The organism is Streptomyces bugieae, assembly GCF_036352915.1.
GTDB lineage: Bacteria > Actinomycetota > Actinomycetes > Streptomycetales > Streptomycetaceae > Streptomyces > Streptomyces endophytica.
Window position 1 is genome coordinate 245,436 of the sequence record NZ_JAZBJP010000004.1, and the last position, 26,307, is coordinate 271,742.

22 protein-coding genes are annotated in these 26,307 nt (G+C 72.4%); 20 read left to right on the top strand and 2 right to left on the bottom strand.

What is annotated here, in order from left to right; all coding sequences use genetic code 11:
- Positions 1 to 243: 243 nt before the first annotated feature.
- The 3 genes from V2J85_RS12845 to V2J85_RS12855 are packed head-to-tail and all read left to right on the top strand — an operon-like array spanning position 244 to position 1,816.
- The gene (locus V2J85_RS12845; RefSeq protein ID WP_330821638.1) at positions 244 to 882 is read left to right on the top strand and encodes an RNA polymerase sigma factor; all 639 of its coding nucleotides are present in this window, start codon (positions 244 to 246) and stop codon (positions 880 to 882) included.
- Entirely contained in the window at positions 764 to 1,489 is a 726-nt protein-coding gene (locus tag V2J85_RS12850; RefSeq protein WP_261954556.1) for a hypothetical protein, read from the top strand. The genes V2J85_RS12845 and V2J85_RS12850 overlap by 119 nt, the downstream gene beginning before the upstream one ends.
- A 15-nt stretch (positions 1,490 to 1,504) precedes the next feature.
- Positions 1,505 to 1,816, top strand: a complete 312-nt coding sequence (locus tag V2J85_RS12855) for a hypothetical protein (protein ID WP_330821639.1) — start codon at positions 1,505 to 1,507, stop codon at positions 1,814 to 1,816.
- An 18-nt stretch (positions 1,817 to 1,834) separates the two neighbouring features.
- Here V2J85_RS12855 and V2J85_RS12860 read toward each other — a convergent pair whose 3' ends face one another.
- Entirely contained in the window at positions 1,835 to 2,503 is a 669-nt protein-coding gene (locus V2J85_RS12860; RefSeq protein ID WP_330821640.1) for a TetR/AcrR family transcriptional regulator, read from the bottom strand.
- 192 nt (positions 2,504 to 2,695) lie between these two features.
- Between V2J85_RS12860 and V2J85_RS12865 the strand changes: the two genes are divergently transcribed.
- Entirely contained in the window at positions 2,696 to 4,321 is a 1,626-nt protein-coding gene (locus V2J85_RS12865; RefSeq protein ID WP_419836775.1) for an MFS transporter, read from the top strand.
- 352 nt (positions 4,322 to 4,673) lie between these two features.
- On the opposite strand, the gene V2J85_RS12875 is transcribed toward V2J85_RS12865, so the two are convergent.
- Complete coding sequence (locus V2J85_RS12875; protein WP_330821642.1) at positions 4,674 to 5,642, bottom strand: esterase/lipase family protein; 969 nt, start codon at positions 5,640 to 5,642, stop codon at positions 4,674 to 4,676.
- A 375-nt stretch (positions 5,643 to 6,017) separates the two neighbouring features.
- Here V2J85_RS12875 and V2J85_RS12880 point away from each other — a divergent pair, with 375 nt between their 5' ends.
- The 16 genes from V2J85_RS12880 (at position 6,018) to V2J85_RS12955 (ending at position 26,301) form a co-directional block, all read left to right on the top strand.
- Positions 6,018 to 7,304 (top strand): PucR-like N-terminal domain-containing protein, encoded by a 1,287-nt coding sequence (locus V2J85_RS12880; RefSeq protein ID WP_330821643.1) that lies wholly within the window; start codon positions 6,018 to 6,020, stop codon positions 7,302 to 7,304.
- 58 nt (positions 7,305 to 7,362) lie between these two features.
- Complete coding sequence (locus V2J85_RS12885; protein WP_330821644.1) at positions 7,363 to 7,983, top strand: GNAT family N-acetyltransferase; 621 nt, start codon at positions 7,363 to 7,365, stop codon at positions 7,981 to 7,983.
- Positions 7,984 to 8,302: 319 nt separating this feature from the next.
- Positions 8,303 to 9,124, top strand: coding sequence for a hypothetical protein (locus V2J85_RS12890; protein ID WP_330821645.1), 822 nt, complete (start codon positions 8,303 to 8,305; stop codon positions 9,122 to 9,124).
- 92 nt (positions 9,125 to 9,216) lie between these two features.
- Positions 9,217 to 10,515, top strand: coding sequence for a hypothetical protein (locus V2J85_RS12895; RefSeq protein ID WP_261954548.1), 1,299 nt, complete (start codon positions 9,217 to 9,219; stop codon positions 10,513 to 10,515).
- Positions 10,516 to 10,561: 46 nt separating this feature from the next.
- Positions 10,562 to 10,963, top strand: coding sequence for a hypothetical protein (locus tag V2J85_RS12900; protein ID WP_261954547.1), 402 nt, complete (start codon positions 10,562 to 10,564; stop codon positions 10,961 to 10,963).
- 35 nt (positions 10,964 to 10,998) lie between these two features.
- Entirely contained in the window at positions 10,999 to 11,256 is a 258-nt protein-coding gene (locus tag V2J85_RS12905; protein ID WP_261954546.1) for a hypothetical protein, read from the top strand.
- Positions 11,257 to 11,283: 27 nt separating this feature from the next.
- The gene (locus V2J85_RS12910) at positions 11,284 to 13,086 is read left to right on the top strand and encodes a hypothetical protein (protein ID WP_261954545.1); all 1,803 of its coding nucleotides are present in this window, start codon (positions 11,284 to 11,286) and stop codon (positions 13,084 to 13,086) included.
- Positions 13,083 to 16,538 carry an AHH domain-containing protein gene (locus V2J85_RS12915; RefSeq protein ID WP_330821646.1) on the top strand — a complete coding sequence of 1,152 codons (3,456 nt, stop codon included), beginning with the start codon at positions 13,083 to 13,085 and terminating at the stop codon, positions 16,536 to 16,538. The genes V2J85_RS12910 and V2J85_RS12915 overlap by 4 nt, the downstream gene beginning before the upstream one ends.
- Before the next feature lie 9 nt (positions 16,539 to 16,547).
- Positions 16,548 to 17,057, top strand: a complete 510-nt coding sequence (locus V2J85_RS12920; RefSeq protein ID WP_330821647.1) for a hypothetical protein — start codon at positions 16,548 to 16,550, stop codon at positions 17,055 to 17,057.
- The gene (locus V2J85_RS12925; RefSeq protein ID WP_330821648.1) at positions 17,054 to 17,509 is read left to right on the top strand and encodes a hypothetical protein; all 456 of its coding nucleotides are present in this window, start codon (positions 17,054 to 17,056) and stop codon (positions 17,507 to 17,509) included. The genes V2J85_RS12920 and V2J85_RS12925 overlap by 4 nt, the downstream gene beginning before the upstream one ends.
- Positions 17,500 to 19,284: a hypothetical protein gene (locus V2J85_RS12930; RefSeq protein ID WP_330821649.1), complete on the top strand. Its 1,785-nt coding sequence runs from the start codon at positions 17,500 to 17,502 to the stop codon at positions 19,282 to 19,284. The genes V2J85_RS12925 and V2J85_RS12930 overlap by 10 nt, the downstream gene beginning before the upstream one ends.
- Positions 19,284 to 19,664 carry a hypothetical protein gene (locus tag V2J85_RS12935; protein ID WP_330821650.1) on the top strand — a complete coding sequence of 127 codons (381 nt, stop codon included), beginning with the start codon at positions 19,284 to 19,286 and terminating at the stop codon, positions 19,662 to 19,664. The genes V2J85_RS12930 and V2J85_RS12935 overlap by 1 nt, the downstream gene beginning before the upstream one ends.
- On the top strand, positions 19,664 to 20,224 hold the full coding sequence (locus V2J85_RS12940) for a hypothetical protein (protein ID WP_261954539.1): 561 nt from the start codon (positions 19,664 to 19,666) through the stop codon (positions 20,222 to 20,224). The genes V2J85_RS12935 and V2J85_RS12940 overlap by 1 nt, the downstream gene beginning before the upstream one ends.
- Positions 20,217 to 21,533, top strand: coding sequence for a baseplate J/gp47 family protein (locus V2J85_RS12945; RefSeq protein WP_330821651.1), 1,317 nt, complete (start codon positions 20,217 to 20,219; stop codon positions 21,531 to 21,533). The genes V2J85_RS12940 and V2J85_RS12945 overlap by 8 nt, the downstream gene beginning before the upstream one ends.
- Positions 21,530 to 25,660 (top strand): LamG-like jellyroll fold domain-containing protein, encoded by a 4,131-nt coding sequence (locus V2J85_RS12950; RefSeq protein ID WP_330821652.1) that lies wholly within the window; start codon positions 21,530 to 21,532, stop codon positions 25,658 to 25,660. The genes V2J85_RS12945 and V2J85_RS12950 overlap by 4 nt, the downstream gene beginning before the upstream one ends.
- A complete protein-coding gene (locus V2J85_RS12955) occupies positions 25,657 to 26,301 on the top strand; it encodes a hypothetical protein (RefSeq protein WP_261954536.1) in 645 nt (214 codons plus the stop codon). The genes V2J85_RS12950 and V2J85_RS12955 overlap by 4 nt, the downstream gene beginning before the upstream one ends.
- Positions 26,302 to 26,307 lie beyond the last annotated feature (6 nt).

A 26,307-nucleotide genomic window follows, 5' to 3' on the forward strand; every position in this document is an offset into this window, starting at 1 on the left:
AAAAAGGTGTAGACCCTTGCGGAACGCCTTCCGGGAAGCGGCAGCTCACGGTCCGCTACCACTGGGTAGGCCATTACGCTGCGCAGCGCATGGTGATCAATGGGTGATATTCGGCCGCGCAGGCATGCGTGTTCGGCCGGTTGGTCGGGTTGAGTGTGCGTCATCAGTGGGCGGCGCGACCGGAGTTGACGCGGCCGGAGTTGACGTTCGCCCTTACGTTCCCAGCCTCAATGAAGAGGACCCATGACCGAAGATGTCCATGCGGAGGACGGCAGTCCGGTGGCGGAGGCGGTACTGCCCCTGCCGTTGGAGTTCGAGGCGCTCTACCTGGCGAACCAGGACGCCTTCCACCGGTACGCGCTGCTCCACCTCGACGGCAACGACGCCGCCGAGGAGGCGGTGCACCGGGCGTTCCTGGAGATCCTGCGCCACTGGGACGCCCTCCTGGAGGAGAGCAACCTCCAGCAGCAGACCTGGGCCATCCTGCGCCGGGTCGTCATATCGGAGCAACTGGGCGGCTTCCGGAAGCGATTGGCGTTGCTGCGCGGCGAGACCGGCCTGTACCGCGCGCTGTGCAGCCTGCCGCCACGTCAGTTCGACGTCATCGTGCTGCGGTACGTGCTGCGGTGCGAGACCTGCGAGATCGGCTGGTACCTGGGCGTGACCAACAGCACCGTCGACTACCACTGCCGCCGGGCGAAGGAGCGCCTGGAACGGGCCATGGCGTCGTACATCAGGGCAGGGGGGACCCGAAGTGAGCGGTGTGGAACGGCTCCTTGCGGAAGCCGGAGGGAAGCTGCACGTCAGGCGGCGCGCCTTCGATGTGGGGGCGGGGCTGCGGCGGCTGGCGGAGGACGCCGGCTATGTGCCGCCGGCCGGTGACGTGCCACCGGTCTCGCGGGCCCGGCAGCAGCTGTCCGTGGTCGTGCGCTGGGTGCTCGACCAGCCCGATGCCGCCGTGCACGTCGAGCGGCTGGCGGAGGCGATCGGCCGGAAGGGCGGCACGGAGGACGGAGCCGAGGAGGGCGCGGGCGGCGGCACCGAGGACTGCACCGCGCTGTTGGTGAACGAGGGCGACCTGGAGGACCTCGACGTCGACGGCGCGCAGGTCTTCGCCTGCATGCTCTCCCTCGCGGACCACCCGGAAAGCGCCCAGTTCTGGTGGCAGTTCGCCGCCGGTGCCGGTAACAGAGCCGCTGCCTACTGCCTGCACCTGCACCACCTCGGCCGGGGTGAGGTCGCCGAGGCCGAGCACTGGATCGACCTGCTGCAGAACTGCCTGGACGGCCCCGACGACGCCTTCGTGCAGGGGATGGGCCTGTTCGCGACGTACGTACGGCGCAACTGCCCGCCGGTGCGCGTCAGGGAGCCCGGGCTCACCGCCGAGGTCGAGCGGCTGGCGACCCGCGAGGAAACGGACGACGTGCTGGTGTGCCGGCCGGATCGCGCGATCGCCCGCCGCCTGCAGGACTGTGCGCAGCACCGCTGAGACGAAGGACATGACATGAGGAAGCCCAAGCCCCCGGTCCCGGTCGCGGCCCTGGCCCCGGGCCCGGCCCCGGTCCCGCTCCCGGACTCGGACCCGGCTCCGGACCGGGACTCCGACCCGGCTCCGGGCCCGGTCTCGACCGCACGCTCCCGGGAGCACGCGGAGCTCGCGGAGCCCGTGACCCGGGCGACCCGGGGCCTCCGCCTGCGGCAGTGGGTGCGCCGCCACCGCCACGACGCGGCCGCCCATCTGCTGCGCGGCACCTGCTACGGCCTCGGCACGGGTGCGGTCGGCCTCGCTTTCTGGTGGATCCAGCAACAGCTTTAGCGGAAAGGGGAGTTGGAGCTACCGGGAGGGGCGTGGGAGCTGCTGCTCGGCGCGGCTGGAATCCGGCCCCGTGCGGGCGGACCGCAGGCAGCCGCGCGCCGCGGCCGGAGTGAGGCCGGCGGCGATGAGGACGGCCAGGGCGGCCGCGTCGCCGGCGGGGTCGTGCCAGGAGGACGGGTCCTGCGCCTCGACGAGGGTCAGGGTGAGGGATTCCAGGGCCTGGGCGAGGACCGGGGCGGGGAGGTGATCGGAGAAGACGCCTTCCCGCTGGCCGCGTTCCAGGATCGAGGTCGCCTCCGCGCGTACCGGGGCGAGCGCGGCGCGGATGCCCTCCTCGCCCAGGTCGCGGCGGCCGAGGGCGATGAGCATGCGGTAGCGGTCGCCGACGGCCCAGACGGCCAGGGTCATCCGGGCCATGGCCGTCGCGGGCGCGGCATCGGGCTGCCGCACCGCGGTGAACGCCTCCTCCACCGACTGTGCGGCCTCGTCCGCGAGTGCGGCGATCAGGGCCTGGCGGTTGGGGAAGTGGCCGTACAGCGTGCGCCGGACGACGCCCGCCGCGCGGGCGATCTCCTCCAGGTTCGCTTCGGGGTTGCGGCTGAGCTCCTCGCGGGCGGTGGCCAGGATGCGGGCGCGGTTGGAGCGGGCGTGGCTGCGCTGCGGGGCGGGCCCTGGGCGGGTGGTCATGGGCGTGCGGCTCCTGTGTCGGCGATGCCCCCTCATCGTACTTACTTGCACGCTGCTGTGCATGTTCTTATGGTTGCACATGGCTGTGCAACTTCGTGCGTGCCATTCCCGCTGCCGCCGCCGCTGCCATGCCCCGTCCGCCCCTGTCCCCACCGCCGTGGAGGTCCCGTGTCGCCCCTCGATCCCGCATCCATACCCCCGCCGGCAGCGGCAGCGGCAGCACCCGCAGCCGGGCCCCGCGCGTCCACACCCGTCGCCACGCCGACGGGGCACCCGGAGTCCCCGTATCCGCGCAGGTGGTGGGCCCTGCTCGTGCTCTGTCTGAGCCTGCTGATCGTGGTCATGGCGAACACGTCGCTGATCGTGGCCGCGCCGGACATGACCAGGGACCTCGACCTGAGCAGCAGCGACCTGCAGTGGGTCGTCGACGGCTACACCGTCCCGTACGCCGCGCTGATGCTGGTGCTGGGCGCGATCGGCGACAAGTACAGCCGCCGGGGCGCGCTGCTCACGGGTCTGGTGGTCTTCGCGGGCGGTTCGGTCATGGGCAGCCTGGTCGACCGGACCGAACTGGTCATCGCGGCCCGGGCGCTGATGGGCGTCGGCGCCGCCGTCGTCATGCCGGCCACTCTCTCCCTGCTCGTCGCGGTCTTCCCGCGGGCCGAGCGCGCCCGCGCCATCACGGCCTGGACCGCCACCTCCGGTCTCGCCATCGCCGTCGGCCCGCTGGTCGCCGGGTGGCTGCTGGAGGACCACGCCTGGGGCTCCACCTTCCTGATCAACGTCCCGGTCGCGGTCGTCGCCGTCGTCGGCGCACTGGTCCTGGTGCCGTCGTCGAAGGCGCAGGGCATGGGCCGGATCGACTACGTGGGCGGTCTGCTGTCGATCGTCTCCGTGGGCAGCCTGGTCTACGCGACGATCGAGGGACCGCACTTCGGGTGGGGCGCCGGCCCGGTCACCGCCGCCGTGGTCGCGGGCCTGGGCCTGCCGGCCTTCGTGGCCTGGGAGTTGCGGCATCCGCACCCCATGCTGAACGTACGGAAGTTCCGGCTCCGCCCCTTCAGCGGCTCCCTGCTCGCGGTGCTGTTCTTCTTCTTCGGCACCTTCGGCGCGCTCTACTACTCCACGCAGTTCCTCCAGTTCGTCCTCGGTTACGACGCGCTGGAGACCGGCGTACGGCTGCTGCCGCTGGCCGGGGCCGTCTTCGCCGGCGCGGCGGTGACCGGCCGGCTGACCCCGCGGCTGGGCATGAAGACGATGGTGGTGGCTGGTATGGCGATCGGGACCGCGGGCGTCCTCCTGCTCACGCGGATCGAGCAGGGCTCGGCGTACACCGACTTCCTGGCGCCGATGATGATGCTGGGCTTCGCGATCGGCCTGAGCGTGTCCCCGGCCACGGACACCATCATGGGTTCCTTCCCGGAGGACGAACTGGGGGTGGGTGGCGGCGCCAACGACACCGCGCTGGAACTCGGTGGCTCGCTCGGCATCGCGGTGCTGGGCTCGCTGCTGGGCACGGCCTACCGCGACGAACTGACCGACCTGGCCGGCGGCCACCTCCCGGCCGCGGCCATGGATGCCGCCAAGGACTCGGTGGGCGGCGGCCTGGCGGTCGCCGAACGGATCGCCCAGGATCCGTCCGGCGGCCCCCAGCAGGCCCAGGCCCTGATCGACGCCGTGCACCGGTCCTTCGCCCACGGCGTCGCCACGACCAGCCTGACCGGCGGCATCATCATGGCCGCCGGCACCCTCCTCTTCCTCGCCGTCCTGCCGGGCCGGAGGAAGGCGGGGCGGGCCGGCGATCCGGCTGCCGGCTGAGGTGGTGGCCGGGAGCGGCCGAAGATCTCAGGTGCGGGCCGGGCGGCGCGGTTCGCGCCACATCGCCCACAGCACCGGCCCGCCGTCCGGCAGTTGGAGCTCCTCGCGCACGGTCTCCGCGTCGGGGACGGTCTTGGCCTGCGCCTCCGGCGGTACCCAGAAGGCGGCCGCCGCGGCGGTGTGCTCACAGACGGCGTGGTGGACGTACTGCCGGGTGAGGAGCGTTCGTTATCGACATACGGGTCATCCTGCACGCCGATGATCTTGAACGGCGGTTCAGGGGCCGCCCCGGACACGACGTGGCCGCGCGGAAGTTCCGCGCGGCCGCGTGTACTTGCGGTGTGACGGGGCGTCAGCAGGCGGGGCGGTGGGTGTGGGCCGGGTCGAGGGCGTTGAGGGTGAGGGTGGTGGCCGTGGGGTCGTAGCTGATGTCGACGTGGTCGGTGAGGTCGGTGGGGCAGAAATCCTGGACCTTGAGGTTGCTGACGTTCGGGGAGGTGGCGAGGTAGGCCGAGGTGTAGGGGGTGACGACCTCGTCGTAGCGGCTGGTGATGACCGTGTAGGCGACGTCGGGGTGGGTGTCGCCGCCCGCGTTCAGGTCGTTGAGGAAGTCCGAGCCGGTGACCTGCTGGCGGCAGGCCGGGCAGGAGGAGTCCATCCTCGCGTCACCGCCGGGGAAGAGGCGGGCGAGCAAGCCGAGGCCCCAGAGCGACGTGCCGTGGTTGGTCGGGGTGAGGGCGATGAGCTTGTCCACCTTGGCCGAGCCGCCGAGGTTCTTGATGTAGTAGCGCGGCAGCAGACCGCCCTGGGAGTGCCCCACCAGGTCGACCTTCGCGGCACCGGTCGCGGCCCGTACCCGGTCGACGAAGGACGCCAGTTGCCGTGCGGAGGCGGGGATGTCGCCGGTGGCCATCAGGGGCCCGGCCGAGCCCCCGCCGTAGTTGAGGGCGTAGACGCAGTAGCCGGCATCCTTGAGCTTCGGTGCCAGTCCGGCCCAGTTGGCGTAGCGGTTCTCGAACGTGCCGTGGACCAGCACGACGGGACGCGGACGGTCCGCGGTGGGACGGCAGTTCCAGTCGTTGGCGCCGGTCGGAACGGCCGCGGGGTGGAGCGCGGAGTACGCGAAGGCCGGCAGGAAGCCGTCCTGACGCGGGCCGACCGGGTCGTCCGCCGCGGCCGCCGGGGTGGAGCTGCCCGCGGCCGGCGTGGCCTGGGTCGGGGCGGCGCCGGCGAGGCCGAGACAGGTGGCGGCGGCGAGCCCGGTCAGGGCCGCGGTCAGCAGCCGCAGGCGGGGAGCGGGCCGGGATCTGAAGGTGCGCATGGGGGATCTCCTCTGCCGTGCTCTGGAAGGGGGCGCGGCAGAGATCCCGTGACCGGAGTCCCGTGGCCGAGGCCGATAGGGGCCCGTCCTCGGTCCTGGACTCGGTCCCGGTCTCGGCCCCGTGATTCTTTGCCACAAGGGCGAGACACGGAAGCTACCGCCGCGTAACGTCGGATCCACACTGGCGCCGTGCGCGGAAGCCCTACCAGGCAGAACGGGCGCGGAGCCGAGAAGATGTCATCCGCGTGACATGTTTCGCCGGCTCCGTCTCACGGGGTGCAGCCCGTGCCCGGCAGCCCGTGCCCCGCCCCGTATGCGTCCCCTGCATGTCCCCCTCCCCGCCCTTCTCCCGCCGCCCGAGACGGAGTTACTGCGATGGCGCCATCGGCCGAGACGTTCCGGCGCGAGCCCTGGCACGAACTGCCCGTGGCGCTGGCCGCACTGATCCGTCCCCGGATCGACGCCATCGTCACCGACATGGTCGAGGCGATCCGCGAGGAGGTGTCCGCGTACCGCCGCCCGCTCGACTCCGCCGTCGGCCGCGATCTCCTGGAGTCGATCCGTCGCGCCCTGCGGCAGTTCGCCGAGCTGACCGAGCACCCCGACAGCCCGCAGGACCACCACATCCGCCACTTCCGGCACCTGGGCCGCATCGAATTCCTCAACGGCCGGACCACGGACGGCCTGCAGGCCGCCTTCCGCGTCGGCGCGCGGGTGGGCAGCCGGCGGTACGCCGAGCTCGTACAGGAGGCGTCGCTGCCACCCCAGATCGTCGTACCGCTGCACGAGGCGGTACTGATCCACATCAACGCCCTGTCCAACGAGGCGGTGCGGGGCTTCCTGGCGGCGCAGCTGCGCTCGGAGGACGAGCTGAAGCGGGCCCGCCGCACGCTGGTGGAGCGGCTGCTGGAGCAGCCCGGAGGGGGAGGGCAGGACCAGGCACCGCTGGAGCCGCTGGCATCACGTGCCCGCTGGCCGCTGCCGCGGACGGTGGCGTGCGTCGTGGTCAGGTCGGCGGGCCGGTTCACCGTGCCGGGTGCCGATGCCGAGCTGCTCACCGTCCATCGGGGGAGCGACGCGGTGCTGATCGTTCCCGAGCCGGAGACCGGCGGACTGGTCGACCGGGTGCGGAACGCCGCCCGGGGCCGCGTCGCCGCCGTGGGCCCGGCCGTCGCCGCGCAGGAGGCATGGCTCTCGCTGCAGTGCGCCCGGCTCGCTCTCGACCACCGTGCCGAACGGGCGCCGGGCGCCGAGCCCGACGGCGGGGCGTTCCTGCGTGCCGACGAGGAACTGGCGGACCTCCATCTGCTCCGGAGCGCCCACATCGGGCTGCTGCTCGGCCGTCGGGTGCTGGGCGCGTTCGCGGAGCTGCCGCGGGGCCGGGCCGTGCGGCTCGCCGAAACCCTGGAGGCCCTGCTGATGTCCTGGGGACGTACCGCACCCGAGGTGGCGCAGGCCCTGGGCATTCACCCGCAGACGGCCCGCAAGCGGCTGCGCCGGCTCGACGAGCTCTTCGGCGACCGGCTCGGCGACCCCCACTTCCGGTTCGAGGCCCAACTCGCCCTGCGCACCCATGCGTTGCGGCGGAACGCCACCTCCCGTCCGGCGCACACCGCGGCCCGCGAGACGGCGCCCGTACCGAGGCGGCCGTCCGCGCCGTGACCGCCCGACCCCCTTGCCCTCCCGATGCCCCGGACGCTCCCGACCACAGAAGGTGACCATGTACGCGATATCCCTCGGTGACGACGGCGCCGAACTGCGCCCCCTGGAGCCGTGGCAGGCCGGGGAGTTCCTGGCCCACATCGACCGGGGCCGGGAGTTCATCGGGCAGCACAACGGGCTGCCCGACGCCGTCACGGACCTGGCGTCGAGCCGGGCGTTCCTCCAGGCCTACGCCGAGAAGGCCGCCGCCGACACCGGGCGGATCCACGGCATCCGGACGGACGGCACGCTGGTCGGCGCGGTCATTCTGCGGACGATGGACGTCGCGCAGGGCAACGCCGAGGCGGGCTGCTGGCTGGAACCCTCGGCGGTCGGCAAGGGATTGGTGACCCGGGCCGCGCGGGTGCTCATCGACTGGGCCGTCGAGGAGCGGGGCATCCACCGCGTGGAGTGGTGGGTCTCCTCGACGAACGCGCCCAGCATCGCCGTGGCCCGGCGCCTGGGGATGACCCGGGACGGCGTCCTGCGCGCGAGCTACCTGTACCGGGGGCGGCGGCACGACGAGGAGATCTGGTCGGTGCTGGCGCCGGAGTGGCGGGCCGGGAAGGGGGCGGCTCGATCCGGTTCGGGGGACCGGCTGCCGGACGGGGCGCCGGTGCATGGGGTATGCACCAGTTGAACGGGAAGCTGCCGTCGGAGCGGGATGTTGACCGCGCAACCGCCGAGTCCGGCGGGCGCGTTGTGCTGTTCCGCCGACATGCCGGGCTCGTCCGCGCGGCGTAGTGTGGGGGACGAAGGACGTGGTCCGGAGCGTCGCCCGTCTGTGCCCTCCGGATTCTCGGTCCCCGAATTTACCGATACGTACCGCACGCCGCGCGTGCTGGTGCGGCGGACTCCGACGTCTGTACGAGCTGTGCGTCCCCGGCCGGCCGGTGCCCCATGCCGAACGGCCGGGCCTGACACCGACTCGTGAGCGCCGCTGCTGAGCGGGAAGCGCGATGAACGGTTTCGCCGACCACCTCATGGTCCGGTACCTGCAACCGGAACACGTGGCGAGTCTCCTGGTGCCCCAGGACGATCCGGACCGGCACCGGCTGCGCTCCCTGCTGGCCGCCGTCTACGAACCGGCCCTGCTGGAGGTCCGGTTCGTGGATTCCGTCACGGTCACGGGAACGAGCTTCCAGGTGCCGGTGAGCGCGCCGGTGACGGTGCGCGGGAGCTGGGAGAAGCTGTTGCCGGACATCGCGCAGGCCAGGGCCACCCTGGACATTCCGGCCGTCGCACCGGTGCACTGGATAGACCTGGCACTGGAAACCGTCGTCTCGGCACGGGTGACCTTCACTTCCGGCGCACTCGACGCCCTGGACTCCGAAGACCTCTCCGGACTGTCCGAGGACGAGTTCGTCGCGAAATTCGGCTTCCTCGACCTCGCCGATCTGATGCGCAGGGCCAAGGCCGCCGACTACGGGGAACTCCAAGCACAGTTCCCCCGCCTCTACCGGTTGCACTACGCCGACGCACCCCCCTTCGACCCCGATGCGCCGGGCCGCACCTACCGCCTGCGCATCTCCGTGCTGTTCTTCCCCGACCTGGACCTCGGCGCCGCGCTGCGCCGGCTGGTCCAGTGCCGGCGGGCGCTGGACGACACGCGCCCGCGACCCGACGAGTACGACGGCGGAGCACTGCTCGCCGCCAGTGCGTGGCTGGCGGTCTTCCCCGCGGCCGCGCTCGCATCCGACACCGCCCCGGTGACCGGGCAACAGGTCTCCGACCTGCTGGCCGCCGAGGGCTTCGTGGCCGCGTTCGAGGACGTCGCATGACACCCCGCCGCACCGATGAAGGCCCGGTGACGGGGCGCAGCGAGAGCGATGCCCGGCCGGACGGTCGTCACGCATGACGTAAGGAGCGGTCGATGGCGGTCAAGTACATCGATGTCACCGCCAGCAGCAATCTCTTCGCGCCCGCCGTCAGGGCGTTCGGGGACATCGCCATCATCGGCAGGGGCGGCTTCGGCACCGCGGAATCGCCGCCCAGGGACTTCACCTCTCCGTCGGCCGCGGCCGACGCCTACCCGGCCGGGTCGACCACGCTGGCAGCGGATGCGGCCCCCGGAGCGACCGGCGTCACCGTTCCGGTCAACGTGCCGGCCGCCACCACGGTGCGGATCGGCACGGGCACCGGCTCGGAGATCCGCAAGGTGACGAACTCGGCCGCCGCCGGGGCGGACTTCACGCTCACGCTGGACCCCGCGCTGGAGGGCACCCACGCCGCCGGCGACAAGGTCCGGCAGGAGAGCCCGAACGACCTGGTCCGGGCGATCGGTGCCGCGTTCAACCAGTCGCCGCCGCCGACCCGGGTCTGGGGCGTCCAGGTGGATTTCGCCGGCCCCGACTGGGACGCGGCGCTCGTCAGGACCGGCGTGCTGGACGTCCAGATCGTGGTGCTCGCGAACACCCCGCTCAACCAGGCGAACGCGGAGACGGTCGGCAAGCTGGCCGACCACGTGACGACGATCGACGGCGACGGCAAGGAGCGCATCGGCGTGGCCATGCTGGACGGCTCGCTGTCGGCCGACGACGCGGTCGCCCTGAACACCGGGTCCGTCCGGAGGGAACGGATGGTGCTGGTGGCGCACCGCTCCCCCGACGACGTGGCGGCCGCCACCGCCGGGGTCATCGCCGGATACCGGCCGCACATCTCCCTGCTGCTCAAACCGATCAGCATCGCGATGACGCAGACGTTCTCCGAGTCGGAGATCGACAAGTACGACACGCACCTGATCAATTGGATCACCAGCCCGGTGCTCCTGCCCGGCCAGGCGCTCTACCTGGGGGAGGGGTACACCGCGGACTCCAGTCACAACAAGAAGTACATCGACATCGTCCGGACCCTCGACGACGTCAACTTCCGGATCAAGGCGGCGCTGATCCAGGCGATCGGCAACCTGCGGATCAGCCGGGTCGGACTGCGCGCCGTCGCCACGCTGGTGGAGTCGGTGCTCTCCCCGCTGGTGTCCCAGGAGGTGATCGACCGCTTCACCGTCGTGATCCCGCTGCTGACGCTCCTGGACAAGGACCCGGCCGAGTTGTCGGCGGCGGAGGCGAAGGAGATCAAGGACGCGCGCAGCGCCCGCCAGACCGACATGACGATCGAGGTCGTCTACGCCGGCGCCATCCACCGGCTCGCGGTCCAGCTCGTCTTCACCGGCTGATCGTGCCGGACGCGGGACCGAGGGAAGACCAGGGAAGTGAGAGACCATGCCCGACACCCTGAAATGGGACACCCGGCTTGCGGTGTCGGTGGACGCCAAACCGGTGACCCCCATCGACTCGTTCAACCCGACCTTCAACGTCCCGGTCCAGCCGCTGCACTCGCTGGAGGCCGACAACGTCGCGCACGTCGTCCAGCCGCAGGCGTTCACCTTCACCATGGCGGTCAAGGCGATCGGCACGGCCGTGGCGACGCTCACCGGGCTGGCGATGGACAACACGGCCTTCAGCGTCGTCGTCCAGCAGGGGACGGGCAGCGACTGGACGTTCAAGAGCATCGCCCTCAATGACTGCTACATCACGTCCGTCGCCAACACCATCGTGATCGACGGCGTGCCCACCACCACGTTCAACTGCATCAGCCTGCAGGCCGTCCCCACCGGCGCCTAGCCGCGGACGCTGCCCGCGGGCGGACGGAGGCCCCCATGCCGGACGCCAACCAGGAGCCCGCCGACGAGCGGGAAGGCGCGCAAACCGTCGAACGCCCCGGACTGATCGAAGTGCACCAGGGCGACCAGGTCGTTCCCGCACCGGGTTCGGAGGCGGCGGTGTCCGCCCGCTCGGGCACCGAGGTCCACTACTACTTCCCGGTCCACGTGGTGATGGCCGGAGACCTCACGGAGGAGACCAGAACGGCCGTCGAGGACGGCATCTGGACGGCCCTGTACCAGGCGCTCACCTGAGCCGAGAGATCCTGAGGAGTCTCAGGGATGCCACGGTTGTCGTGTCACTTCCCGATCACGGTGTCGGTCGTCGGCGCGCCCTCGGCGGCGGGCATCGAAGAGCTCGGCCGCGTCGTCGAGCAGGCGCTCACCGAGCGGCTCCGGCTGGCCCGCCGGCACCTGGAAACCGTGACGGGGCGGGAACCGGCCGCCATGAGCGAGGCCCGTGAAACCGAGGACCCCGCGCGGGTCGGCGCGACCGGGCGGGTCTACCGGGTCCCCTCCTACGAAGACGGCGGTGCGCTGAAACCGGTGCGCCTGACCACCGACGCCCCGCAGTCGCGGGATCCGGCGCCGCTCTCGGACACCGAACTGGACGCCGAGTACCTGCACGCGCGGAACTGGCTTCTCGGCCACAGCACGGTGGAACCCGCCCATGCCGGGATCAAGGCGTACGCGGAGGCGCTGGAGGCCGAGTTGCACCGGAGGTCGAGCGCCGCGGCCGCCGGGCCGGCGGCGCGCACCGGCCCCACCGTCACGGTCACCGGGGGACGCCCGACCGGCCGGCCGCCGGTCGCCCCGCCCGCGGTGGTGGGGGGTGGTCCGGCGCTGCCGAAGGACAGGCAGTACCGGGTGACCGCCTCAGGCGCGGGAGGGACATACGGCGAGCACGATCTTCCGCACCTGCTCGGAGAACGAGGTGTGCACGCCGTGATCACCTCCTCCGGGCCCGGCGCGCACCGGCCCAATGAGCCCGGCTTCGACTTCGTGGGGATCCAGCGCGGAACCCGCACCGTCTGGCTGGTCGACAACAAGGCGCTCAACGCCCTCAAGGACATCGACGGCGAGTCGGCGACGGCGCTCGGGGTCAATCTGCGCGCCAGCCTGGAGCGGGCGATCGACAAGATCCGGCCGATCGCGGAGTTCGAGGGGAAGGCGGATCTGGTCCACCGGCTCGAAGCGGCGCGGGACGCCGTCCGGGCCGGCAAACCGATCCCCGCCGAGCTCAACGTGAAGCTGGCGGTGACCAATGCGGGCGGCTACGCCACCGGTGCGCGCAACCTGCCGCCGCAGGCGGAGTTCGTGGACCTGGTGGGCGCACAGGCGCGTGCGGCGCGTGCGGCGGACATCGCCGCGGCGGAGAGCGCCGGGGTCAGCCCCACCCGTCCGCGGTCCCACGCGGACACCGAACGCATGCGGCGCCAGGTCGGCGGGGCGCTGTCCCGTCGGCCGGTGAGGGTGCGCCTGGGGGTGCGGATCGCGAGCAGCCTGAAGAGCGCCGGACGGGGCCTGGCCGTGATCGGCGCGGTGGTGATCTGGAACGTCGCCATGTCCTATGTGAACCAGGCCATCGAGGACTGGTTCCTGAACCGGTGGGCGAAGCCGAAGCTGGCGGCGCTCGAACCGGAGATCCAGGCACGCCTCGACGACCGGCTGGAGGAGCTGGTGGATCTTCAGCTCCGGCATCCCGGCAAGACGTTGTACGCGGTCATCGGCGTCCTCATCACCCTCGAACGGGCCGGGGAGGACGACACTGAACTGGAGAGCGCCGACCTGCGGCTGACGTCCGTTTCCGTGGCCGCAGAGCGGGTCGAGCACAGCGAGGTGGAGCACGTACGCACCCACCCCTGGCACGGGATACGCGAGGTCCGCGACCTGATCCGGACCACCTACTCGGTCGAGCTCGACCCGCTGGGCAAGGCGGAGTTGGCCACGGTCCTGTCGGCGGAGATCGCGGCCGAGGAGGAGGCGGTGGGCGCCCGCTCCGCCACCCCCGAACAGCAACGCGCGTCCCAGCGGCGACGCGACCAACTGGCGGCGCAGCTGAAGCAGGTGGAGCAGGCGCCATGACCGGAGGAAGGGACACGCTGAACGTCCGGCTGCATCTGCCCGAGTCGGTGACGTTCGACGGTGACCCGGCCGAGGACCAACAGCGGGCGCTGGAGCGCGTGTTGCTGCGTGCCGTCGCCAGAGCGGCGACCGGTGCTCAGGAGGGCGGCTTGCCGGTCACCGGTATGCCTCCGCCCGCGGGCGAGCCACCGGCCACGCCGCCCACCACGAAGGACCCGCTCGCCGGCGCCTTCGAGGCCGAGGCGGGCGTGGGGCCGCCGGCCGGAGGGGGATTGCAGCTGGCCTTCGGGCTGTCGGCGGACGTGGTGGAGGGCACGGCGGACCAGGCCGAGGAAACCGGGACGTCGAAACCCGCTCCGGCAGCGCCCCCGTCCGCGCCGGCAGCCCCGGCTCCTGCCGCGGCCACCGCGCCACCGGCCCGGACGTCTGCACCGGCCGGCGCTCCGGCCCCGTCGCCGTCCGAGGACCGTCCCGCCGGGTCCGAGCCGTCGGCCGACGGCCGGGACGAAGTGATCGAGGGGCCCAGCGGCCTCGAAGGCCGAGCGGTGATCATCCTGCCCGGCACCCGGATCGTGACCCTGGGAGGAGCCACCCGTTATGTGCGGGCGAGCAACCTCACCCGGGCCGTTCAGCTGGGCCGGGCCGTCTTCGGCACCACCTCGTTCGCGCTGCTGGAGGGCCCCGTCGGGGCGGCGGACCGCAGGATCTGGGTGGTCGCGACCACGCCCCCGGTGTCCACCCACGACCTGGAGGTCGCCGGTGGCAAGGTACCCACCGGGCAGCAGCTGGCGAACGTCCTGCGCAGCAAGATCCTGCGCGCCGTGGAGGACCCGGCGGGGCACCGCTACGACATCGTCACGGTGCTGACGAAGGAACGGAACCCGCTGACCGCCGACCGCGAGGCCGGCCTGCGGCTCTACGAGCGGCTGGCGGCGGGCGGCCCGGAGCTGGCGGAGGAGGAGGCCGCCCAGCTGGTGTTCGGCGACCTCGACCGGCTCGTCGACCAGGTGCTGGGCGGGGACGACGACCGCCTCCAGGAGGCGGCGGAACGGCTGGCGGAGCTGGACGCGGAGGCGTTCGGCCTCGTCGACTGGCGGACCAAGTCCCGCTATCTGACCGTCCTCATCAAGGCCTGGACGTGGGAGAGCCAGGAACACGCGATCGTCGAGATCATGCGGTCGCTCCGCAGCGTCACCGAGCTGGATTCGGTCCGGGAGACGCTCGCCACGGCCGGTCTCGCGACGCAGCTGTTCGAGGACCTGGGGGACACCCTGTGGGATCTGCTGGTCGCCGTGGGCGCAAGGTTCGGCAAGAAGGAGCCCTTCACCGTCGCCGCCGTGGGCCGGTTGATCGAGGAGGCGTTCCAGCTCTCCCCGGAAGTGCGGGCGGCGATCCGCGACAACGTGGTGGTGGGCGAGACGATCCGGCTGGCGGACTCGGTGTGGGGGGAGGTCGAGGCGGCCGTCGGCGCGGTGCTGGGCCTGTTGCGCGGAATGGTCGAGGGGCTGGCGATGCTGGTGACCCGCCCCGCGCAGATTCTGGAGGGCCTCGGCCAACTGGCCCGGATGGTCGTGATGTTCCAGCTCGCCGGATGGGGCTGTGCGCCCGCGCAGGCCGAGTGCTCGCTGGTGGTGCAGCAGATCGGTGCGAAGCTGGCGGACGGCTTCCGGGGTGCGGCGGTGCTGCACGTCGGCGAACACGTGGCCGCCAGGATCAAGTGGGCCCTGGTGGTGGAGGTGGCGTCGTGGTTCGTCGGCATCGGGGAGCTCAAGGCGGCGGCCGAGGCCCTCGGCCTGAGCGAGAAGCTGGCGACGGTGGCGCGGTTCCTCGGCCTGGTCGGCAAGGTCGCGGGGACCGCCGAGGGTCAGCTGCTCGCGGCGAAACTGAGCCGGGTCGCCCGCGCGATGCACGCGGGGAGCATCGTGCTGCGCGAGGTCGAGGGCGAGCAGGAGGTCGTGCGGCTGCTGTCCCACCTTCCGGTCGAGGACGACCGCCGGCTCGTCGCGCTGCTCGAACGCCTGGAGATCGCCGAAGGCAGCACACTGGCCGAACTGCTGGCCCATCCGGAACTCGGGCCCGTGGTGCGGAGCTCGTTGCGCAAGGCCGAGATCCTGCAGACCCTCGCGGCCAAGGCGGGCGGTCTCGGCGAGGAGTTGGGGCAGGTGTTCCGGCACCTCGCCGGTCCGGGCGGCTTCGAGGAGAAGGAACTGGCCGCGCTCGCCGAGGCACTCGTCGCCGGTGAGGGCGACTCCTTCCTGGCCGCGGTGCGGCAGATCGGACTCCACCGGATCGGCCCGGGCGCGGAAGTCGGCATCGACTTCCTGACCGTGGTGGCCGCGGACGTCCGCCGGATGGACGGGGTGCGGGAGGTCGGCTGGCGGGTGGTGCGGGTGGCTCTGGACGAGGCCGGCGGTGAGGTGGCGGCGTTCGACGCCCTCCTGCTGGAGATCGCGCGTCTGCAGGACGAGGCCCGCCGCACGAACCGGATCGCCGCCTTCAGCACCCTGCTGGAGCAATTGGAACGCGGCGACGCCACGGCGTGGCGGCTGGTCGCCGGCGCCCGCGCGGTGGTCCCGCAGGTCGAGCACGCGGCCGTGCTGGCCAGGATCCGGTCGATCCGGGCCCGGTACCGCGGGCGGGCGGTGCAACGAGCCGCCATGGAACGGCAGTTGGCGGCCGTGCGGCGGCTGTCCAAGAAGAATCCGCAGCTGGCGATGGAGATCATCGAGGGGTTCGAGGAGCGCCGCCTCGACCGGGCGGGCAGCTTCGCCGACCCGGAAGACCTGGCCGCGGCCTGGGACGACGCGGCCAAGTGGGCCAGCCAGGACGAAAAGGCCCTGCTGCACGAAGCGGGCGAGGCACCGCCGGAGGCTCCCGGCCTGTCCGACACACCGCACCAGCCGGTCACCACCGGCGGGCGGCCGTCGGACGCGCTGGAACGCAACATGGCCGCGGCCGGTGATCCACGCCCACCCGGCCACGAGACCCACCACATCGTCCCGGAGGGCGACCCGCGTGCCGAGATCGCCCGCCGCATCCTGAAGGACGCCGAGATCGACGTGCGCCAAGGAGCCGAGAACGGCATCCACCTGCCGCGCACCTCGACCGATCCGCGCACCGTTCCGGAGGCGGTGACGCGGCACCCCACGCTGCACACCGACGCCTACTACAAGGAGCTGACCCTCCGTCTGCTGGAGGCCAAGCGTGACCACCGCGTCCCCGAAACACTGGCGGCGATCAAGGGGGAGCTGAAGAACGGGCAGTTCTTCCACGTCGAGGACGGCGCGACCCGGGGCGAACGGTTCGCGGACTGGCTGATGCGGCACGAGCAGGACTTCGACTGGCTGGACACCGACGAGCTGGTGGAGATCATCGAGGCCACCCGTCGACGGCCCCGCGCCACGCCGGGGCCCGCCGCCGCGCCGCCCGCGCCCGGGAGCCCGGAGAGGTAGGGGAGAGCCATGGCCGGCGGAGTGAACGTCCCCGTCCTGATCGGCGCGGTGCCGCTGCTGACCGTCACCAGCCTGACCCTCAACGAGGGCTACCAGGTGGCGCGTATCGCGGGCAGCAAGCTCGCCCAGCTGGTCTCGCCGACGACCAGGACCATCAACGTCGAGGCGGTGCTGGTCGGACGGACCCGGCTGCTCATCAAGAAGGGGCTGGAGGCGATGGCGCTGACCTCGCGGGCGCTGGCACCGGCCACCGCTCCGGCGATGAACCTGGCCGGGCTCCCCGTGGTGTGCGGCATGACCATCAGTCTCGACATGCAGATCACCAGCCTGCGCTTCACCCAGTCCAACCAGAAGCGCGACGCCCTGGACGTCAGCATCACGCTGGAGCACGTACCGCGCTCCAGCCTCACGGCCGTGGTGGGGGAGGCGCTGGACATGGCGCTGGCCGCGGGCCTGGCCGCCGTGCCCACGGTCCGCGACATGGTGCCCGCGCGGCGCCAGCTCGGAGGCCTGGTATGAACCCGTCCGCTCCGGTCCCCCCGCCGGGCCCGGCTTCCCCGCCCGGCACCGGCCCGCTCGCCTTCCATCAGCTGCCCGTCGAGCCGGACGACGGCCTGCCGCAGGCGTTCACCTGCCTGATCGGTGACACGCCGTACGACTTCGGGGTGTACGCCAACCTCGACGTCGGGGCGGACGATCCGCCGGGGACCCTCTACGACCTGGTGGCCCCGGCAAGGATCAGCGCCCCGACGCCGCCGCCCGGCTACCTGGTGCTGCGGGTGATGCGTCCGGGACCCCAGGGGCCCCAGGTGGAATTCCTGCGCAAGCTGGTCGTCGAGCCCGAACTGGTGCACCGAAGCGCACGATTGGCGATCCGCCTGCTGGAGGCCAGGCTGGCGCGCGGCAACCTCAACGGGCGCGGCCACTACGGCAGCCGGATCGTGATCGGGGTGGCACAGCTATGGGAGTGATCCTCTGGTACCGCCTGACGTTCCCGAAGCTGCGGCTCACGGTGTCCAACGACGTCTCGGGCGGCCTGATCCTCAGCGACGCCGACATCACCGTCGAGTACGGCTTCGGGCAACCGGGCCGGTTCGACATCCATCTCGCCGCCCTGCCGTTGTCGGCGCACCGGACGCTGGCCGACGCGCTCACCGGCGAACGCGGCACCGACGGCGGCGTCGAGGTGGAGATCACGCTCGGCTACCTGGAGTCTCCCGGCTCGCGCAAACCGGTCCTGACCGGGCGGGTGGACGGCATGACCGTCTCGGAACGGTTCCCGCCGCTGGGCGTCAAGCTGACCGGTTTCGAGGAAGCCGCGTTCAAGCTGCTGACCACCCAGAACGTCGTCGGCAAGGACGGCCGGCCGCGAACCGCCCAGCTGTCCAAGGCCGATGCCACCCCTGCCGAGGCGGCCGACGCCGTCGTCCGGATGGCACACGCGACGCTGGCCGACGGGGCGACCCCGAAGGAACCGCGGCGGTCCGGCATCAACCTGGACGCACCGAACGCCTTCGGGCTCCTCGAACAGCTCGCGGGCCAATACGGCGCCGAAGTACTGGTGCAGGAGGGCGTGGTCCAGTTCGGCACCGCCGTCACCTACCCGCCGGCCAAGGGCCCGCCGCTGCCGCCGGACCCCGCCGCCGTGCTCGCCCTGCTCACCGGCGAGGACAGCCTGATCGTGCCGGAGAGCAGGGCCACCGCACGGCTGGCCGAGTTCGAGCCGGTACAGGTCGGCGCGACCGGCAAGCAGCGGGTGGCCACCGACCTGCCGGAGCAGACCTCGGTGCCCGCCTTCGACTTCACGGTGCTCGGCCTGCCGGAACTGCGGGCCGGCCAGCGGGTGGCGGCGAGTGTGGCGGGCTACCAGAACCCCTTCCAGGGCTTCCGGATCGTCCAGGTCACCCATTCCTTCTCGGCGCGCTCCGGCTACGTCTGCACCGGCCGCGCGGCGGTCCTCAAGGACGGCAGCGCCAACCGGCGCAATACCGAAGCCGCGCGCCTGGGCAGCCCGTCGGCCATCGCCGACGCGATCGCCGGGCGGATCAAGGACGCGCGCACGGTCTCGCCGTCGATCGACGCGGGCCGGATCCGCTCGGCGAAACCCGACGGGCGGGTGGCCGACATCGGCTACGGACAGGACAGCGCCGCGTCCGCCGTCTCCCCGAGCGTCGACCTCCCCGTCGAGGACGACGGACCGGTGCTCCGCGACAAGCCGCTGGTCTCGCCGTTCGCCTGGCACAAGGTCGGCCTGTCGGTCCCCGTGTACGAGGGCATGCGGGCGCTGCTGAACGAGGTGCGCGGGTCCCGGGAGGACTCGGTCGTCGCGGGCTTCCTGTGGGCCAACGACGAGGAGATGGACCGCCCGAAGGCGCACGCCGGCGACTGGTGGCTCTGTCTGCCGACCAAGCTGTCGGCCGGCACCCCTCCCCGCCCGGAGGGCAAGGGCGTCGGCGACCTCACCGCGGCGGACGGCCGCCGGGTGGTGGAGGCGGTCGGCCTGAAGCTGACCGTCGGTACGTCCGGCTGCTCCGACGTCGGGGAGCGGCCCGACGAGGGCCCGCCCGAGGAGTTCGTGCTCCACCACAGCTCAGGCGCCGAGGTGCGGATCGACCAGGACGGCAACATCACGGTCACGGCCGGCCCCGGCAAGGACGTCACGGTCTCCAGCAGCGGAGGCAAGGTGGCACTCAGCGCCGGCGGGGCGACCTTGACGGTCGGTGAGGGAAAGGTGGCGATCAGCTGATGTCATTCGTCCTCACGGAGGGCGCCGTCCTCCAGTGCTCGCACGGCGGCCGGACGAGCCTCACCACGGGGAACCCGACGGTCACCGTGAAGGGCCACGGCGTGGTGACCGCCGGCGCGGAGGTCGGCTTCCAGTTCGGTGCCGCCGACCGGCCGGTTCCCGGCATGATCGCGCCCTGCCCGGTCCGGACGCCCGACGGGTCGTCCCCGCTTCCCTGCACCATCGCGGCGCCCACGACGCCGGCGGGCACGGCGAAGAAGCTCATGGTGGGCGGCACACCGGTCCTGCTGGACACCGCATCCGGAGTCACCGTCAGCAGCCCGGCCCCCGGCACCTGGAGCGTCGCCGATCCCGGCCAGACCATCCTGGAGGCGATCTGATGACCGACCCCGGCATCGGTGCGCCCGACGGCCTCGGGCTCACCGACCCCTTCCCCGGCGCAACGGGCCCCGGCCTCCCGGGTTCCGATGCCGTCGATCGAGGCGCCCCCAGCCTCGGCCGCAGCCTCACGGTCGACGCCGGCGACCTCGTCCTCGACGAACGTACCGGAGGCCCCGCGGAGGTCGAGGGCCTGGCCGCCCTCGCCCAGGCCCTGGTGCTGACCCTGGAGACCCAACTCGGCAGCGACCGGCTCAACACCCGCTTCGGCTTCGACCGCCTCGCCGTGGGCCGGTACGCCCTCGGCGTCCACGCGCGCAAGGAGTACCTCAAGATGGAGCTGGTCCGCGCCCTGAGCGCGGACCGCCGCGTCACCGACGTCCGGGAGGTCTTCTTCCAGGACGATCCCCGCTACTTCGAACTCCGGCCGGCTCTCGACGGCGCCGCCCGGGAGCGCTTCGTCGAAGCGACCCGGGAGAGCCGTGGCTACACGGTCTTCGCCGTCGTCGAAACCGTCGCCGGCAGCACGCTGACGCTAGAGTCAGGGGGCCGCCTTGAATGACCTCGACCAGTTCGGCGTGACCGCGGAGGGCTTCGTGGTCAAGGGCATCGACCGCATCGTCGCCGACCAACAGGCCCGCGCCCGGGCCATGTTCGGCAGCGATGTCGACCTCACCTCCGGCAGCGCCCTGCGCAAGGTCCTGGACGCCGCCGCCGTCCACGTGCACGAGCTGTGGCGCGGGCTGGAGGCCCAGTACTACGCCAACTTCGTCACGACCGCCCAGGGACCCGGCCTCGATCTGCTCGGTACCGACCTCGGGTTGCCGAGACGTCCGCTCCAGGCCGCCGGTGAGATCTCGCTGGCCCTGACCGGCGGGGAACCGGAGCGCCGGGTCATCCTGCCCGAGGGCACGGTGATCGAGACCGTCGATCCCCCCAGGAAGCGCCTGCGCACCACCTCGGCCGTCCGGTTGGTGACCGGTGCACCCCCGACCACCGTCGGCGTCCGGGCCGTGGAGCGCGGCCCGGACGGAAACCTGGCGGCCGACCGGTCCCTGCGGCTGGAACCGGTCTGGGCCCAGCTGCACCTCAACCTGGGCGCCGCCACCGTCAAGCCCACCAACCCCGAACCGGTCGTCGGCGGCGAACTGCTCGAACCCGACGACGTCTACCGGTCCCGGCTGCTCGGTGTGCCCCGCACGCTCTGGACCCAGGAGGCCGTCCTGGCGCAGATCCTGGACGTTCCGGGGGTACGGGACGCCGCGATCTTCGACCCGCTGGGCGGCGTGGACGCCTCCCACAGCCGCTTCCACACCTACCTCTTCGGCCAGCGCACCTTCGCCCCCCAGCGGCAGATCGGCTCGCCGTACTACTTCGAGGTGGTCGTGGCGGTCGAACCGGGCTGGCCCTGGACCCCGACGGACGGTGACATCCCCGCCGTCCACGACGCCGTCCTGGAGGTCGTCCGGCAGTGGCGTCCGGTGTCGATCTTCCCCGAGATCAATCCGGCCAACCAGGTCGACGTCGGCATCCGGGCCACGCTGCTGATCCAGGCGGGGCACGACCCGGACGCCATCAGGGGCGAGATCCTCGCGGCCGTCCAGACCGGCGTGGACCGCCTCCGCCTCGGGCGGGCCGTGCTCCACTCCGACCTCGTGCTCACCGCGCGCTCGACCGCCGGAGTGGTGGACGTCCAGAACCTGCGACTGCGCCGCTGCGCCCCGGCATTCGGGGACGTCAGCCACGCGGGCGCGGTGTTCGGCAACGCGCAGGAGCTCTCCGTCGGCGAGAACCTGCTCCTCGCGCCCGACGAGATCGCCCGCTTCGCCCTCGACAGCCCGCTGATCGACATCCAGGTGTCGAGCCAATGACCACCGACTTCCTCGACATCCTGCGGGGCGGCCTCACCCCGGCCTACGACCGGGGCATGGAGCGGCTCACCGTCCCCCTCGTGCCGCACGCGGACGGCACGCTGCACGCCGCATACAGCTTCCGGAGCTACCTGGACCGCTACGGGCGGCTGCCCGACTCCCCCCGGTACCTGCTCACCCCGCGGCGCGAGACCGGCGAACCCCTCGTCGTACGGGTCTTCTTCGTCCGGGAACCGGGAGCGTCCGAGGAGCACGTCGACGTCGACGTCCCCGTGGGCCGGCCGGCCGGACAGAGCCTGGCCGTGGAACTGCCCGGCCGCGCCGCCGACATCGGCCCTCTGCTGACGCTGACCCGGGTGCAGCCGCTCGCCCCCGCGCCGCGGTCGGCGGCGGACTGGGAGATCACCGCGCTGCTCGGCAACCTCGTCAAGCTCCTGTGGACGATCGGACGCGACTACGAGGAACTGACCCGGCGGCTCGGCGAGGTGGCCGCTCAGCGTTACGCGCACAGCGCACACGGGGCCAGCCTGGACCTCATCGGCGAGGACCTCGGTGCGCCCCGCTTCCCGCCCAGGCCGTACGCCTGGGACGACCTGACGGTGGCCCTGTACCACCTGGACGACCGGCCGGCGCCGCAACAGTCACCCACGGCCCCCGGCGGTGGCCCGGAGGTACGCGAAGTCGCCGACGCCGGCGCGCGGTTCGGCGCCCCCGGCCATCCGGGGACCAACGCGGGTGCCCACAGCGGCCGTACCGGCCGGTTCTCGGCGGCCTTCGAATTCACCGGCCCCGCGAGCATCACCATCGACCACAGCCCGGACTTCGACGTCGGACCGGACACCCCGCTCACGATCGAGGCGGTCGTCCGGCCGGACCCCGCGGCGGCGCGGACCGGCGCCGTCATGGCCAAGTGCGCGCTGCTGAGCACCACCGGCGTGCCCGGCTGGTCGCTGACCGTCGGCCGCTTCCGCGAACTCGACCGGAACCTCCGGCTGTCGGTGTGCGACGGCGGCCCCGTGAAGGAGCTGTACGCCGACCGGGACCTCGGCGACGGGGGCTTCCACCACCTCGCCGGAGTGGTGGAGCGCCTGCCCCGGCCCGCCGGGCAGCCGTCCGGTCCGCGTCCGGCCGTGGTGCGGCTCTACCTCGACGGAATCGAGGTGAACCGGCGGCGACTGGACGGCCTGGGCGCACTGTCCAACGCCGAGCCGGTCGTGCTCGGCCTGGGCCGGGAGCCGCCGGCCGGCGCAGCCCCGGACGCCCCGTACGCGGGACTGCTGGAGGAGGTACGCATCTCGCGCACCGCCCGCACCTCGTTCGAGCCGGTGACGGGGGAGGGCGACGACCACTACCGGATGCGCCTGGAACTCTTCCAGCGCTGGCTGGTACCCACACCGGACGCGCTGCGGGCGGCGCTCAACGAGGCCGGGCCGATCGCCGGACACGAGGCGCCGTTCGACGTCGTCGAGACCGCGCACCGGCCGGTGACCGGCACCCTCGCGCTCCGCGTGCTGCCGCCCGCGCTCACCCAGGGGCAGAGCGTGGCGGCCGACGGCGACCAGCGGGTCGGCGAGGCCGAGGCGGTCGGCACCCCCGAGGACGAACCGGACTTCGACCCGGCCTGGCTCGGCCGCCGCGACGACCGCGACGGCATCGACTTCGGCGCGGACGAGGACAACCGGCTGATGCAACTGGGCGTCGCACAGGCGCTGGCCGCTCTGCTGGAGCGGCTCGACGCGGAGCCGCCGGGAACACTGAGGGTCCTGCGGGCGTACGACCCGACCGCCCGCGACCTGCACCGGGTCGGGCGGGCACTGCTCCTCGACCACGACACGCTCGATCCGGGGAAGCTCGGCGTCCATGCCCACGCCGCCGGTTTCGGCTGGGTCCAGCACACCCGCGACGGCCTGGTCCACGTCGCCCAGCCGCCCGGCCCGGCCTTCGCGATCTCCCTCGGCGCCCCCACCACGGTGGTGCGGCCGGGCGACGCCGTGCCGCTCAGCCTCGACGCCACCCCCGACCGGCTCGCCGGCGCCCAGGTCCACTGGTCCGTCACCCGCTGCGGCCCGGGCGACGCCACGGTGGACCAGGGCGCCCGGCCCGTGCTCCACCTCAAGGCCGCGGGCGATGTGACGATCCAGGCCGAGGTGACCCGCGCCGGTCACACCCGCGGTTGCAGCCAGGTCGTGCGCGTCGGACTGCCCGCCGACGGGCTCGGCATCGGTGCGTCGGTCGACCGCGCCGGCACGCCCGGTGTCACGGAGGAAGCGGCAGCCGGCCCCCGCACCGACGACTTCGACGAGAGCTACCTCCTGGTGCGCACCGACGACCTCACGTCCGGCGCGAGGGTCGACTACGGCACGGACCCCGCCAACCGCCGGATGCAGCACGTCACTTCGCTCGCCCTGGACGCACTGCTGACCCGGCAGGGTCCGGACGGCACCTTGTCAGTGGCGGGGGCGTACGACCCGGGCCGTGCCGGTCTGCGGGCGCAGGGACGTGCCCTGGTGCTCAGGCATTCCGTGCTGTCCGCCGGTGAGTTGTCCGCCCGCGCCTTCGACGCCGGGTTCGACTTCGTCAAGGTCGCCCAGGACGATCCGCCGACGGCGGGGGCCGCTCCGCACGTCGAGGTCGCGGTGGCGGCCGGCGAACAGATCGGAGTGCGCGGCCCGTCCGAGATCGCGGCAGGCGAGTCCGCAACGGTCATGGCGGAGCCGCACCCCGCGCCCGCCGCCGCCTGCTTCACCCCCGATGGCGGCCGGGTCCACCTCTCCCTCCCGGGCAACCACCGGATCGCCTCCTTCACCGTGGCGGCCGGCACCCCCGGGGGCTTCCCCGGGCTCACCCTCGACGCCTCGGCCCCCGTCGCCCCCTTCCCCGGAGCGCTCTCCTTCGCCGGCGGCCGGCTCCATGTGGCACACGGCCCCTCGGACGCGGTCTCGGTGCTCGACCCGGCCACCCTCGCTCCGGCCGCACCCGCGATCACCGGGCCGCGCCCCGTCGATCTCGGCACCGACGGAAGCCGGCTCTTCGTCGCCTACGCCGGCGACCGGACCCTGCGTGCGTACGACCTGCAGACCCACCAGCAGGCCGACCTGCTGACGCTTCCCGGCGTGCCCCGCGCCCTGGCGGTGAGCCCGAACAGCCCGCTACTCGCCGTCCTGCTCGACGACGGCCGGTTCTGCCAGGTCAGGCGGGCCGGGCTGCAACTCCAGGGCAACGCCGTCGGCACCGGTCCGCACACCGATGCGCTGGCCGCGGCCTTCCTCCCGGACGGGACGAAGCTGTACGTGGCCGGTGTGCGGCAGGAATCCGGCGGCGGTACCGGATTCGTCCACGTCTACCCGAGCGGTGCCACGGCGCCGAGTGCCACCATCGAGGGTTTCCCGGAGACCACCCGGCCCCGCACGCTGTGCGCCGGCCCGGACGGCGGACACCTGTACGTCGCGACTGCCGGATCCGATGCGGTGGCCGGGCGGGTGCAGGTGATCGACACGCACGCCGACCGCCTGCTCCCTTCGGCCTTCACCCCCGGCGGGGACTGCCGCGCCCTGGCGGTCAGCCCGGCGGCGGCGCCGTACCTCCCCTGTGTGCTGGCGGCTCCGGAAGAAGCGGCGAGCGTCCTGCTCGCCGACCCGGCGCCGCTCGCCCAATCCCCGCCGCTGCCCCCGCAGTTGGTCGCCCGCCGGATCCTGGGTCCGGGCGGGGGCCAGGAACTCTCCTGGTCGGTGACCTCGTCCGGGCACGGCCGGGCGGAGGTCTCGTCACCGGTCAACCCCGTCAACCGGATCCGGGGCCAGGCCCCCGGCGTGGTCCTGGTCCGGGGCGGCTACCTCTCACCCGGTGGGCCGACGCCGTACCAGTGCGAGGTCCGGCTCCGCCAGGAACTCGACGACGCCGGGGTCGAACTCGGCAAGGAGCGCTACGACCTGGTGCTGAACATCCTCAATTGGTTCCACCCCATTGGTGTGGAGTTCCGAACCGAACGGCTTCGGGCCCATGTGCGGGAGCTCTCCGGAACGACTGCCGACGCCGACCTGCTGCCGGCTTACACGTTCCCGACGTACCACCGGGCCGACCAGCTCCGTTCCCGACGCATCCGACCGGACAAGGACGACGAACGATGATCCCCTTCTACGTGCCCAAGTTCTCCCACACCGACTGGATCGACAACGAGGACCGCGTCCAGGCAGGCGGGGAGAACGGCTTCAACATCAGGTTCCACCACCTGGAATCGGAATTCGCGACCCTGGCGAAGGACCACCTCAACCCGGTGATCCGCGCGCTGTCCAACGTGGAGACCAGCCTTTCCCTGGTGCCGATCCTCGCCCCCAGCAAGCAGGTCGACCAGCCGGCGACCCCACCGCTGACTCCGGCAGCGGGTCAGCCGCTGCCCGCGCCGCCGCCCCCGGTGCACTGGGAACTGGTCAACGACTTCGCCCAGAAGCCGTCAACGGCCACCGAGGCCCACGGGATCATGAACATCACGCTCCCGGACGGCGCGGAGATCAAATCGCTCACCATGACCGGTACCCGGCAGCCGGTGACCGGTGTCATGCCGACGGCCGTCCTGCGCCGCCGTGTGGTCACGGGTGACGAGGGGGCGCAGGAGATCGTGAAGGTCAGTGCGTTCAACGTGCCGGCCATCCCGGCCGTACAGGCCATCGTGAACAACCGGACGCATAGGCATTTCCTGCAGGTGGACCTGCCCACGGTGCCGGTCGGGGACACGGTCAAGCTGTTCTGTTTCCAGATCACCTACCAATGATCAGGA